Source organism: Flavobacterium sp. (genome assembly GCF_004211145.1).
Classification (GTDB): domain Bacteria; phylum Bacteroidota; class Bacteroidia; order Flavobacteriales; family Flavobacteriaceae; genus Flavobacterium.
The window spans coordinates 1-13,553 of record NZ_SEBS01000042.1 but is presented as its reverse complement, the minus strand read 5'-3'; the positions used below and the strand labels follow the sequence as shown (position 1 = coordinate 13,553).

Below are 13,553 nucleotides of genomic sequence, written 5' to 3'. Positions count from 1 at the left end.
ACGCGAAAAAAGTCCCGCAATCGGTGAATTCGCGTCAAAATAATTTCAGTTTCATCGCCAATCGAGTTATCAACAATTTACGCGTCACTTTTTTGACAGAAATCTGCAAATAAATTGGTTAATCTTACCAGTAATTATATATTTGCACGTTTTCAAAAAAACGGGGTTTCGTGCGTCTTTTCGGTTTATGCCTGAAAGCCAGCAACAACGGGGCTTTGAAAAAACCAATCATAAACAATCTGTAAAAGGAATAATTAATTTTTAAGTAATGCAGAATAGAGGACTAGTCAAGTTTTTCGCAATTTTATTTGCACTGGTATGCGTTTACCAGCTCATCTTTACGTTTGTCGCTGACAACGTTGAGAAACAAGCCAAGGAATATGCGGCCGGAAATTCGGAGAAGGAAGTGAAATATTTGGATTCGATCGGCAAAACCGACGTATTGAATCTTGGTTTCACGAAATTCACCTACAATGAGGTAAAAGAGAAGAAGATCAACAAAGGACTTGACCTTGAAGGCGGTATCAACGTAATCCTCGAGGTTTCGGTCAAAGACATCCTCAAAGGACTCGCCAATAAAAGCACGAACGCGGTTTTCAACAAGTCGCTTGAAGATGCTACAAAAAACAAACAAGGAAACCAGGATTACCTCGATGCGTTTTTCGACGCGTTCGAAGCGAATTCAAAGGGTTCCGTAAAACTCGCTTCACCTGAAATTTTCGCGAACAAGACACTTGGGGACGAAGTGAATTTCAAGATGACCGACAGCGATGTTGAGAAGATCATCCGTAAGAAAGTCGGGGAATCGATCACATCGGCGTTCGAGGTATTGCGCAAGCGTATCGATAAATTCGGTGTAACACAACCGAACATCCAGCAATTGGGCCAGTCAGGACGTATCCTTGTGGAACTTCCGGGCGCGAAAGATGTCGATCGTATCAAGAAACTATTGCAAAGTACGGCTCAGTTGGAGTTTTGGGAAACGTTCAAGGCTGAAGAGTTCGGACAATTTTTCCAGGCTGCGAACGAGGCGCTTACGAAAACCGAGAAAACTGCCACAGCTGCCGTTAAGGAAACTGCAACGACAGGTGCCGATTCACTTCTTGTAAGCAAAGACAAGGATTCACTTGCAAACGCGACGGCTCCAAAAGGACCACTTTTCGAGAAAATCGTTTCAGGAGGCGGAGGCCCGATGATCGTGATGGTAGCGCCGAAAGATACGGCTGCGATCAACGGTTATTTCAAGCGTCAGGACATCCGTTTGTTGTTGCCTGCTGACAAGCGTTTCGCCAAATTCGTTTGGGGATTGCCTGAAGTCAACAAAGATGACAAAGGAAAAGAGACTGAAACCGTAGCGCTTTACGCGTTAAAAGGAAACCGCAGCAACCAGGCTGCCATGAGCGGTGGCGTCGTTACCGATGCGTCGGACACATTCGACGAATTGGGTAAGCCTGCCGTTTCCATGCAAATGAATGGAGCTGGATCACGCGAGTGGGAAGAGCTTACAGGAAAAGCATTCAACGAAAAAGGATATATCGCGATCGTTCTTGATGATATCGTATACTCTGCGCCGGGCGTTACGTCTGGACCGATTGCAGGTGGACGTTCTTCGATCTCAGGAAACTTCAACGTAAGCGAAACGAAAGATTTAGCGAACGTATTGCGTGCGGGTAAATTACCGGCGGCAGCCGACATCGTACAATCAGAAGTGGTAGGTCCGTCATTGGGTCAGGAAGCTATCGACAATGGAACGAACTCTGCGATCGTAGGTTTGCTTATCGTGTGTTTATGGATGGTCGTATATTACGGAAAAGCAGGTTGGTTCGCCAACGCGGCGCTTTTGGTTAACTTGTTGTTCCTTTTCGGATTCCTTGCAAGTATCGGAGCTGTCCTGACACTTCCCGGTATCGCGGGTATCGTACTTACAATGGGTACGGCCGTCGATGCGAACATCATCATCTACGAACGTGCGAAAGAGGAATTGCGTCACGGGCTTGCATTGCCTGACGCTGTGAAAGCATCATTCGGATGGAAAGGCGCGATGCGTTCTATCGTCGATGCGAACGTCACACACATCTTGACAGGTGCGATTCTTTTGATCTTCGGAACAGGACCGATCCAAGGTTTCGCGACTACGTTGCTTATCGGTATCGTAACGTCATTGTTTACCTCTATTTTCATCACACGTATTTTGCTCGATTGGAGCGTTAGCCGTGGCAACCAATTGACGTTCACGACAAGCTGGTCTAAGAACTGGTTCACGAACTTCAACTTCGACTTCTTGCGTATCAAGAAATGGTCGTACTTGGTTTCAGGTATCGTGACAGTCGTGAGTATCATTTCATTGTCAACGCACGGGCTTAATCCTGGTGTCGATTTCGCAGGTGGACGTACGTTCCAGGTCCGTTTCGACAAAGACGTTGATCCTGAAGTCATAAAAGAAGAACTTGTAGCCGTATTCGAAAGTGCCGAAGCGAAAACCTTCGGTGGCGACAACCAACTTAAGATCGTTACGAAATACAAGGTGGACGTTCACGGAAGTGAAGTCGACGAACAAGTAAACCACATGTTGTACGACGCGCTTAAGAAGCACTACACGACTGACATGGGTTACGACAAGTTCGTAAACATCTACGACGGGAAAAAACTCGGAGTCCTGAACTCCTATAAAGTTACGCCTACGGTTGCCGAGGATATCAAGACCAACTCATACTGGGCGGTTCTTGGAGCGATGGCTGTCGTATTCCTTTACCTGATGTTGTCGTTCCGCAAATGGCAATATTCACTAGGAGCTATCGCTGCCGTTGCGCACGACGTTATCTTCGTATTGGGAGCGTATTCATTGCTTTGGAAATACATGCCGTTCAGCATGGAGATCGATCAGCACTTCATCGCTGCGATCCTGACCGTAATCGGATACTCGATGAACGATACGGTAATCGTATTCGACAGGGTTCGTGAATACCTTGGCGGTAAGACAAAAGGAACGTTCAACGAGATCGTGAACAAGTCGATCAACTCTACGATGTCACGTACTTTGAACACGTCGCTCACGATGATCTTGGTATTGGCTATCATGTTCGTGTTCGGTGGTGAATCGATCCGCGGATTTATCTTCGCGATGCTTATCGGTATCATCGTCGGTACATATTCGTCGCTCTTCATCGCGACTCCTGTATTGTGCGATACGATTCCGGATTCGGAACACAAACGTATTGAAGAAGAACACAACGCTGCGAACGCATAAAAATATTTGTTGTAAAAAGAAAAGCCTGGATTTTGTCCGGGCTTTTTTGTTGCTATAGGCTTTAGGCTTTAGGCTTTAGGCTTTAAGCTTTAGGCGTGGTTTTGGGTAGATTGATGCTTTGGTTTTTGAAAAATAAGTAAATGTATTTCGCGTTAGCGGATAGATTCCGCAACAAAACTACACGCCAAGTAATTCCACAAAACCTAAATCAAAATATTAACCGTCAACGCTATCGAAAGAAAGCCTAAAGCTTAATGCCTAAAGCTTACAGCGTAAAGCAATAGGCTTGGTTTTGGGTAGATTGATGCTTTGGTTTTTGAAACATAAGTAAATGTATTTCGCGTTAGTGGATAGATTCCGCAACAAAACTACACGCCAAGTAATTCCACAAAACCTAAATCAAATATTAACCGTCAACGCTATCGAAAGAAAGCCAAAGCTTAATGCCTAAAGCTTACAGCGCAAAGCAATAGGCTTGATTTTGGTAAGGTTGGCCGCTTTGATTTTTGAAGAAGATAAGTAAACGGGTTTCGCGTTAGCGGATCGATTCCGCAATAAAACTACTCGCCAAGTAATTCCAGCAAACCAAAATCAGATACTAAACGTCAACGCTATCGGAAGAAAGCTTAAAGCCTAAAGCCTACAGCGTAAAGCAACGCGTTGGTTTTGGGTAGATCGGACGTTTTGGTTTAGAAAAATGTATTTCGCGTTAGCTTGTTGATTCGGTCGATTAAAACTACGCTCCAAGTAATTCCACTAAACCTAAATCAGATACTAAAACGTCAAAGCTATCGGCAACGAGCCTAAAGCCTAATGCCTAAAGCCTACAGCTAGCGTACCGCGTAAAGCATTACCCTATCCAAGTCCAAATCCCCCAAATCAATCCTTTTTCTCGGATACAATTTAACGGTTGTAACTTCCACGCGAGGTAGGTTTTTATCGTACGAACCGTCGGGGTTGTGATACGTGAAGTCCATGCCCGTTTCGATGCGTGTCAGGGAAACCAAGGTCAACGTGTCGGCATTGCTATCGAATTTAATATTTCCGAGCTTAAAACGCATCGTTCCCAACTCTTGCGCATTGTATTCATTTTGCACGTCGTGAAATGTGAGTTCGTTTCTATCGCGCGTGATTTTATCGAACGAATATTCGCTGACCTTTGCGGCGTTGCAACCGCTGTACTGAAAAACTTTTATAGTCAAGTCATCCAATTTTTCATACGTAATTTTGGCAATCGTGTCACGAGGTTGGTCAGTGTTTCCGCCGAACCGACAAATCGACAAGGTGTCTTTCGAAATCCACTCTAAAAGACTTCCGTTGACTTCATAGCCGCTGTCTATATCGAACTTTTCGTCTTTCCTCAGGATCAAAGTTCCATACGATTCGCCTGTAAACGCAAATTCCGACGCAAGGCAATATTCGTAAATCCGAAACTTCCCGTTGTCAATCCGCTGCACATCCAAAGCGCAAAATTCGCAATCAGCCTGAGAGCACGAAGCCAGCATAAAAACTACCGCAGTCAAAGTTTGGACGATTCTCATACTTGCCGATTTTCCACTCATACACAATTCCACAATACTTTCTAAGAACCCAAAGCGTCCAAGTAATCTAACCGAAGCCTAAAGCCTACGGCCTATAGCTTAAAGCTACGATCCCGCAATCGGACTCCCAAAAATCCCAACCGCCATCTCAACCCAAACGACTGCGAGTGCCAAAAGGATAGCCACACAGATTCCAATGCGATAGTCGGTGCGCTTTACCATTGTGAGCACAAATTCAATCGCCAAGCCTGTTCCGTAAAGCAGGAAGGCGGCGATAGCGAAGTCTGAGGCGGTCCAATTCACTTCGTCCGTAAATTGCATCGCCACCAAAGGAGCGGCGAGTAGGGCAGTGGCGAATCCTAAGATTCCGATCAATCTTGTATTTTTCATAATTCAAATATTTAAAGTACTTTGAAATTCAAAGTTATTGAAGTCATTTTGATTGACAAAATTTTTCCGGAAAAAATTCACACCCTACGATCAAATCAATATGTACCAAACAAAAAAGCCGCCTGCATCGCAAACGGCTTCCACTATAACTAAGTTCTAACTTTATTCTAAATTCTAAAATCTAACATCTAAAATCTAACATCTAAAATCTAAAATTGTCACTCCTCAACTCCCTTAATCGGTTTCTCTGCGAAGAAAATCAAATACAATCCAGCGAGAATGAATGGGATGCTGAGCCATTGGCCCGTCGAGAACATGCCAAGCGCACTTTCAAAACCGCCCTGGCTTTCCTTTACATATTCCACGATGAAACGAACCGTCCAAAGCAACACCAGGAAAACGCCCAGGATAAAGCCTTTGCGTTCGCGCAAATCGGTTTTCCAATACAAATACATAAGGATCGCGAATACGAATACATATCCGAAAGCCTCGTACAACTGCGACGGATGACGCGCCGGAACCTGAGCCAGCAGCGATGCGAACTGAGGATCGGTCGCGATGGCGTTATACGCGTCGTTCGGGTTGTTGATTCCCGTAAGGCTAACGGCTTCGCGCGGCTTGAAATGATCCCTCAAAAAGCGCACGCCAAATGATGAGTCGGTCGTGTAGCCGATGATTTCCGAATTGAAAAAATTCCCGATCCTAACGAAAATAGCCCCGCTCGCAACAGGCAGCACCACGCGATCCAACACCCAAAGTAGCGGTTTGTGTACGACGTTCCTGCTGTAAAAATACATCACGACAATAATCGCGATCGCGGCTCCGTGGCTCGCGAGTCCTTGAAATCCGGTAAATTCGAATTCAGGCTCGAATCGGAACGGCAATAAAATTTCTGATAAATGATCCTTGAAATAATCCCACTCGTAAAAGAAAACATGCCCCAAACGCGCACCGACCAAAGTCGCCAAAACCGTCCAGATGAACAGCGTATCAAGCTTCTCGAGCGACACGTTCTCTCGGTCGTAAATCTTCTTCATGATGTACCAGCCGAGCGCGAACGCCACGACGAACATCAAACTGTAAAAGCGGATTACGAAAAAGCCCAGGTCGATCCCTTCAGAAGGATTCCAGAGCATGGTTAATGGGTATTTCATGTTTGTTAGTTATTGAGCCTGTAAAAATAAAGAAATTCCTGTTAAGGGAACTGTTTAAGGAATCCTAATGTTTGTGGTCGCATTTTTCTCTCGGGACAGGATCGTAACCACTGCGTCCCCAAGGATGACAACTTAAAATCCGTCTCACGCCCAAATACGTTCCATAAAACAAGCCGTGGATCTGCAAGGCTTCGAGGAAATATTTCGAACACGTCGGGTAAAACCTGCAACTCGCAGGAGTAAATGGAGAAATCGCGGCGCGGTAAAACCGTATAAGCAATTCAAAGGGCAATATGAGCAGCCGTTTCAGCGTCACCCGTTGAGTGAAAATGAAGTGCCTTCCTTGCCATCTTTGAGCTGGATTCCCAAATTGATAAGCTGGTCGCGGATCTGGTCGCTCAAAGCGAAATCCTTGTTCGCACGCGCCTGGTTGCGCATGTCGATGAGCAGGTTTACGACGCTTTCGAGTTTATCCGTATGTGAATTCTCGGCCTTCTCATCGGTCAGTCCCAACACGTCGAACACGAAACCGTGCATGGTTTTCTGGAAATTCACCAGATCGGCCTGCGTCAACGTTTCTTTCGCGTCCTTGAGCAAGTTCACGAAACGCACGCCTTCGAACAATTGGGCGATCAGGATCGGGCTGTTGAAATCGTCGTTCATCGCGTCGTAGCACAATTTTTTCCACGCTTCGATGTCGATCGTCGAGTTTGCGCCTGACGATAGATTCGGCAAAGCATCCATCGCTTCCATCAATCGGTTATAACCTTTTTCAGCCGCCGTGATCGCGTCGTCACTGAAATCCAAAATGCTGCGGTAATGCGCCTGCATCATGAAGAATCGCGTCACCGACGCCGAGAACGCCTTGCTCAAAAACGGATTGTCGCCGTTCAGAATCTCACCCGGTAAAATATTGTTCCCGGTCGATTTCGACATTTTCTTTCCGTTCAACGTCAACATGTTCGCATGCATCCAATAATTCACGGGCGAATTTCCGGTTGCGGCTTCATTTTGGGCGATTTCACATTCGTGGTGCGGGAATTTCAAGTCCATTCCGCCGCCGTGTATGTCGAAGTGGTTGCCCAGATATTTCGTACTCATCGCCGTACATTCCAGATGCCAGCCCGGGAAACCGTCGCTCCAAGGCGAAGGCCAACGCATGATGTGTTCGGGTTCGGCTTTTTTCCAGAGTGCGAAATCTTGGTGATTTTTCTTGTCGCTTTGTCCGTCGGTGTCGCGCGTATTGGCGAGCATGTCGTCGATGTTGCGTCCGCTCAAAATCCCGTAATGATACTTTTCGTTGTATTTTACGACGTCGAAATAAACCGATCCGTTCGATTCATATGCGTAACCCTGATCGATGATTTTCTGCACGATGCCGATCTGCTCAATTATATGTCCGGTCGCCGTCGGTTCTATGCTCGGTGGCAAAAAATTGAACGCGCTCAGAATCTGATGAAAATCAACCGTATAACGCTGTACGATTTCCATCGGTTCCAATTGCTCGACGCGTGCCTTCTTGGCGATCTTGTCTTCTCCGTCGTCCACGTCATCGACGATATGCCCGACGTCGGTGATGTTACGCACGTATCGGACTTTATAACCCAAATGCTGCAGATACCTGAAGATCACATCGAAAGACATGAACGTACGCACGTTACCCAAATGCACATTGCTGTACACCGTCGGTCCACAAACATACATGCCTACATTTCCCTCGTGAATGGGCGTAAACACTTCCTTGTCGCCGCTAAGCGAGTTGTAGATCCTGAGTTCGTTGCTTTTGTACAATGGCATTTTGATGGTTTTTAGGAGCTGTTCCGGCTGTCTGCTATTAGCTTTCTGGGAAATTCCGGGTTTTCTAAATGCTGCGACGAGCTTCCGTCGGTCGCTGTCGCACCTTGAGAAAACCACGGCCTTTCCTGCAAAAGGCTAACCGCGTCCATCCGGGCTAATTGCGGTAAATATCGCGATTTAGGTCGGAAAATTAAAACTGCGTATCGAGTTTGATGTAATCGAGGAATTCACGTCGCGTCTGAGGTTCTGAGAACTTCCCTCCGAACTCGCTCGTCACGGTGCTGCTCTCGATGTCCTTGATGCCGCGAGAGTTCACGCACAAGTGTTTCGCGTCGATCACGCAAGCCACGTCCTGAGTTCCCAACGCGCGTTGCAATTCCTGCACGATCTGCATCGTGAGGCGTTCCTGGACCTGCGGCCTTTTGGCGTAATAATCCACGATGCGGTTTATCTTGGACAACCCGATCACGCTCCCGTTTGAAATGTAAGCCACATGGGCGCGACCTATGATAGGCAGCAAATGGTGCTCACACGTCGAATAGACCGTGATGTTTTTCTCGACGAGCATTTCGCCGTATTTGTAGTTGTTTTTGAACGTCGACGGGCTCGGTTTCTTGTTCGGGTTCAAGCCTCCGAACAGTTCCTTCACGAACATCTTCGCGACGCGGTTCGGCGTGCCTTTCAAGCTGTCGTCGGTAAGATCCATGCCGAGTGTCAAAAGTATGCTTTCGACATCTTTCTTGATGAGTTCTATCTTTTTCTCGTCCGAGAGGTCAAAAGCGTCTGTACGTATAGGATTCTGGGCACTTGTAGCGATGTGGTCGTTACCGATTTCGTCCTGAAAATCGTCGCTGGATACCATATATTTTCGTGTTATAAAAGTTGTAAAATCTGGCGGCAAAGATAGGAATTCTCGCCCAAAATGCCTCTATACTAGTTAATATTTGAAAAATCAAAAATTAACTATAATTATTTGCTAATTTTATGTAAATTTCGCGCTTTCTAAAACTGCCCAACTATGAGAAGACTATACCTATTCTGTGTATTTGCTTGCATATCTTTCAATGTAAAAGCGCAAAACACAGAAAATCCTTGCAATTTCCAATTTTCCACCGAAGTCGAAAAGTGTAGTGAAGACGTGGCTAACCACCTCAAATTCGCCACGCTTAAGTGGGATTTCACCAATACATCGACTGCCCAGGCGTCGGCCAAAATAGAAATCGTTCCCATACTGGATTGTTGGGAAGAAGTAAATGGAAAGCAATTCCGCGATATGGTGACCATCATTATTGACGCCGACCATCTTAAAGGACAAACCGAGGTTAAGTTAAGGGAGTTGACAGCCAAATGTTTCAAATGGCGCACCGTCATCACGACTCCCGGTTGCACGACCGAGACCATTTGGAAATACCACTCTTTCCTTCCTAAAAAACAATAAGCATGAGAAAAATATTTTTACTCGCGTTCGTCTTAATTACGTATTTCGGCTACTCACAAGGAAGTACGTGCCCTAACGCCACGCCTTTTTGTGCTGGCGCTGACGCATTTATATTCCCGAACGTAACCGGAGTTCCAAGTACGCAGAACGTTGGGTGTCTGGGTTCGATTCCAAACCCGACATGGTTCTATCTACAAATCGACAATCCCGGGGAATTGGTATTCAACATTTTCCAAAGTACGTCGTTCGACGCGAACGGAAACCCGAACGGAAACAATATCGACGTCGATTTCATCGCATGGGGACCGTTTAACAGCCCTGACGAAATGTGCGCGCTCATCGATCTCGATGACTGCGACGGATGTCCAAGCAACACATTTGATCCTGGATTTTATCCGGCCCCGACCGGAAACGTGATCGACTGTAGTTACGATGGTAACTTTACTGAAACGATGACGATCCACAATGCCGTGGCAGGACAGATCTATGCGGTTTTGATAACGAACTTCAACGGTCAGGCCGGTTTTATCAATCTCCAGCAAACCAACGAGGCCAACGCTAATGCGGGAAGCACGAACTGCGAGATCGTATGTCCATTAGTATTGACCGAGCCCGGAATTCTTTGTCCTGACGGCGCGACTTCAATCACGGCGACCTCAGGCGCTACGAACCCGGTTTACACCTGGTACAATGCCGCCGACGGTCCTGACGGTACGGGTTCGGTGATCCAAAATGGAGGAACGCAATTGATCATCACGGCTCCGGGAACATATAGTGTGCACGCTTCTGGCCAGATCGGTTCGGGACAAACATGTAACAATACACAGAATTTCACGGTGACCGAATGGACGCCGCCGGGATTCACGCCACCTGCGACGGTTACGGCTTGTAACGTTCCGGGTCCGGCATCTTTCAACCTTGACGAGGCGATCACCTCGACAGGACTGGATCCGACGCAATACGAAATTTATTTTCATACATCGGAACAGGATGCGATGGACGTGGCCGATCCGATTATTCCGTCAAATGCGTACACCGGTGGAGTAGCGGGTGATGTTATCTGGATGTCGATCCAAAGTTTGGGATCCGGTTGTATGTTCATCTCGTCGTTCTCCCTCGATTACGAATGTGATCCGGCAGGAAATCCGCCCGATTTGTACTTGTGTGACGTAGCCAATGATGGTGTCGAGAATTTCGATCTTACCCAACAGGACACGTTCGTACTTGACGGTTTGCCTGCTGCCGATTACACGATTTCGTATCACGACAACCAAGCCGACGCGAACACAGGAAACAACCCTATAAACCCCGCGAACGCTTATCCGGGCAACGAAGGCGATATCATTTACGTGCACATGCATGAAAACGCCGATCCCGCGAACGTCGCACTTACTGATTTCACGCTTCATTTATATGGAGTGCCCGATGCTATACTTGCCGCCGGTCCGCTTTCAGTATGCGTGGGCGCGGCTCAGCCAACGGTAACGTTTACAGGCCAAAATGGTGTAGCACCGTACACATTTACGTATACGATAAATAATGGTACGCCTCAAACTGCCGTATCGACGGGAAATTCAGCTACGATCAACATCAATACGGCGACTCCGGGAACTTTTGATATCGATTTGACGAATGTCGCCGACGCGAATTGTTCGCAATTGCAATCCGAATCGATTACGGTTACGGTTAATCCCGCACCGAACGCGAGCATCTTGGCTCCTGTAACGCAAGTTTGTGTCGGAGGCGCTCAACCGCAAATCACGATTATCGGCACAGACGGAACAGCTCCTTACACATTCTCGTACATTCTCGATTCGGTTCCTTACACCCAAACGAGTAACGCGGCAGGAACTTACGTCGTGAATATCCCGACAACCGCACCTGGAACTTTTTCGTTCTCGTTGACCGATGTGGCCGATGCAAGTTGTAACCAAGCTCAAAACGACGCCGTTACGATTACCGTAAACGCGTTGCCTGAAGCTACTGTTTCAGCGAGCGTGGCTTCGGTCTGCCAAGGTGGAACCGACCCGACGATCACATTGACAGGTTCGGGAAGCACAGCTCCTTACACATTCGATTATACCGTCGGAGGTGTTCCTTTCACCGATGTATCGAACGCGGCAGGAGTCTTTACATTTACAATCCCGACTACTGCTGTCGGACCTCAGGTAGTCGCGATCACTAATGTTTCGACGGCAACTTGCAGCCAATTACAGAATGATACGGTTACCGTTACCGTCAATCCGACTCCGGATGCAACGATTTCGGCGCCTGTAACTCAGGTTTGCGTCGGTGGTGCGCAACCGCAGATTACCATTACTGGTACTGGCGGAACCGCTCCTTACACATTCACTTATATTCTAAACACCGTTCCGTACACACAAACAAGTGACGCGGCGGGAGTTTACATTGTAAGCATCCCGACTACCGCTCCTGGAACTTTTGATTTTGCATTGACCGATGTTGCTATCGGAGGTTGTAACCAGCCGCAGACCGATACCGTCACGATTACCGTCGATGCCTTGCCTGAAGCTACGGTTGCAGCCAGCGTTACGTCGGTTTGCCAAGGCGGAACCGATCCTGTGATTACATTGACGGGATCCGGAAGCACGGCACCTTATACATTTGATTATACGGTTGCAGGAGTTCCATTTACGAATGTTTCCGACGCCAGCGGTGTTTTCACATTTACGATTCCGACTACAGTTGTCGGGCCACAAACAGTCGTAATCACCAACGTTTCGACAGCGACTTGTAGCCAGACACAGAACGATACGGTTACCGTTACGATCAATCCTGGTCCGCAGGCGACTATCCTCGCATCGACGACTACGGTTTGCGCCAACGGAACCCAACCTCAAATTACGATCACAGGTACAGGCGGAACCGCTCCTTATACATTTAATTACACGATAGGTACGACGCCGGGCACTGCGACTTCGAATGCCGCGGGTGTTGCGACCGTTTCTATTGATACGACGACTCCTGGAACTTACGTGTTTGCTTTGATCGATGTTGCCGACGCGAACTGCCTTACGCCTCAAAACGATACGGTAACTATCACTGTAAATCCAATCCCAGACGCCACGATCTCCGCAACGCCGACCACGGTCTGCATAGGCGACGCGGCCCCTGTGATCACGATCACGGGCACGGGCGGCACGGCCCCGTACACATTCTCCTATGACTATAACGGTGGCGCGACGGCCACGCTTGTCAGCGATGCCTCGGGCGTGGCGACCTTCACGGTCCCGTCGACGGCGACCGCGGGCTCTTACATATTCAACCTGACCGACGTTTCCGACGCGAACTGCAACAGCGCCCAGAGCGACACGGTGACCATCACGGTCAACGCGCTTCCCACGGCCACGATGGCTGCCGACGTCACGGCGGTATGCGTGGGCGGCACTTCCCCGGTGATCACCTTCACGGGAGCGGGCGGCACGGCACCATACACGTTCAGCTATACGCTTGACGGCGCGCCTTTCACGGCACAGACCGCCGCGGGCTCGAGCACGGTAACGGTAACGGCCCCGACGACCGTTGACGGCATCTTCACCTATGAGCTCACGGGCGTCTCGGATGCCAACTGCAGCCAGGCGCAGACGGCCACGGTAAGCATCACTGTCAACCCGCTGCCTACGGCGACGATCACGCTCGACAACGCCACGGTATGCCAGGGCGGCACGCAGCCCACGGTGACCTTCACCGGAGCGGGCGGCATCGCACCGTATACGTTCGACTATACCCTGGGCGGTACGCCGCTGCAGGTCATAAGCAACGCCGCGGGCGTGGCCACCATACAGATACCGACCACGACCGCCGGCACGATCGCGATCGTCCTTACGGGCGTTGCCGAATCGGGCGCCACGACGTGCTTCCAGGCGCAGTCGGGCTCGGTGAGCGTGACGGTCGACCCGCTTCCTGCGGCCACGGTTTCCATAAATGACACGGCGATCTGCCAGGACGGTACGCCGCTTCCGGTG

Annotated in this window: 8 protein-coding genes and 1 pseudogene; 3 read left to right on the top strand and 6 right to left on the bottom strand. The window is 48.5% G+C overall.

The features are described 5' to 3' along the window. Positions 1 to 268 precede the first annotated feature (268 nt). On the top strand, positions 269 to 3,247 hold the full coding sequence (gene secDF, locus EOO50_RS15200) for a protein translocase subunit SecDF (protein ID WP_290841136.1): 2,979 nt from the start codon (positions 269 to 271) through the stop codon (positions 3,245 to 3,247). Between the two features lie 830 nt (positions 3,248 to 4,077). Here the strand turns inward: secDF and EOO50_RS15195 are convergent. The 6 genes from EOO50_RS15195 to folE all read right to left on the bottom strand — a co-directional run bounded on the left by EOO50_RS15195 (position 4,078) and on the right by folE (position 8,991). Further along, positions 4,078 to 4,788 (bottom strand): hypothetical protein, encoded by a 711-nt coding sequence (locus EOO50_RS15195; RefSeq protein ID WP_290841135.1) that lies wholly within the window; start codon positions 4,786 to 4,788, stop codon positions 4,078 to 4,080. Between the two features lie 105 nt (positions 4,789 to 4,893). Further along, entirely contained in the window at positions 4,894 to 5,178 is a 285-nt protein-coding gene (locus EOO50_RS15190; RefSeq protein WP_290841134.1) for a hypothetical protein, read from the bottom strand. A gap of 218 nt (positions 5,179 to 5,396) precedes the next feature. Continuing rightward, on the bottom strand, positions 5,397 to 6,332 hold the full coding sequence (lgt, locus tag EOO50_RS15185) for a prolipoprotein diacylglyceryl transferase (protein WP_290841133.1): 936 nt from the start codon (positions 6,330 to 6,332) through the stop codon (positions 5,397 to 5,399). Between the two features lie 64 nt (positions 6,333 to 6,396). Next, a complete protein-coding gene (yidD, locus tag EOO50_RS15180) occupies positions 6,397 to 6,633 on the bottom strand; it encodes a membrane protein insertion efficiency factor YidD (RefSeq protein ID WP_290841152.1) in 237 nt (78 codons plus the stop codon). 11 nt (positions 6,634 to 6,644) lie between these two features. Beyond that, positions 6,645 to 8,129 carry a cysteine--tRNA ligase gene (cysS, locus tag EOO50_RS15175; protein ID WP_290841132.1) on the bottom strand — a complete coding sequence of 495 codons (1,485 nt, stop codon included), beginning with the start codon at positions 8,127 to 8,129 and terminating at the stop codon, positions 6,645 to 6,647. Between the two features lie 190 nt (positions 8,130 to 8,319). Then, entirely contained in the window at positions 8,320 to 8,991 is a 672-nt protein-coding gene (folE, locus tag EOO50_RS15170; RefSeq protein ID WP_290841131.1) for a GTP cyclohydrolase I FolE, read from the bottom strand. A gap of 276 nt (positions 8,992 to 9,267) precedes the next feature. Here folE and EOO50_RS15165 point away from each other — a divergent pair, with 276 nt between their 5' ends. Together EOO50_RS15165 and EOO50_RS15160 are read left to right on the top strand one after the other, a co-directional pair. Next, positions 9,268 to 9,567, top strand: coding sequence for a hypothetical protein (locus EOO50_RS15165; RefSeq protein WP_290841130.1), 300 nt, complete (start codon positions 9,268 to 9,270; stop codon positions 9,565 to 9,567). A 2-nt stretch (positions 9,568 to 9,569) separates the two neighbouring features. Next, positions 9,570 to 13,553: pseudogene (locus EOO50_RS15160) on the top strand (hypothetical protein); the annotation flags it as partial.

What these genes read in the sequence shown, in the direction of transcription:
- secDF (WP_290841136.1), top strand. Translation starts at nt 269, where the DNA reads ATGCAGAATAGAGGACTAGTCAAGTTTTTCGCAATTTTATTTGCACTG.
- EOO50_RS15195 (WP_290841135.1), bottom strand. Translation starts at nt 4,788, where the DNA reads ATGAGAATCGTCCAAACTTTGACTGCGGTAGTTTTTATGCTGGCTTCG.
- EOO50_RS15190 (WP_290841134.1), bottom strand. Translation starts at nt 5,178, where the DNA reads ATGAAAAATACAAGATTGATCGGAATCTTAGGATTCGCCACTGCCCTA.
- lgt (WP_290841133.1), bottom strand. Translation starts at nt 6,332, where the DNA reads ATGAAATACCCATTAACCATGCTCTGGAATCCTTCTGAAGGGATCGAC.
- cysS (WP_290841132.1), bottom strand. Translation starts at nt 8,129, where the DNA reads ATGCCATTGTACAAAAGCAACGAACTCAGGATCTACAACTCGCTTAGC.
- folE (WP_290841131.1), bottom strand. Translation starts at nt 8,991, where the DNA reads ATGGTATCCAGCGACGATTTTCAGGACGAAATCGGTAACGACCACATC.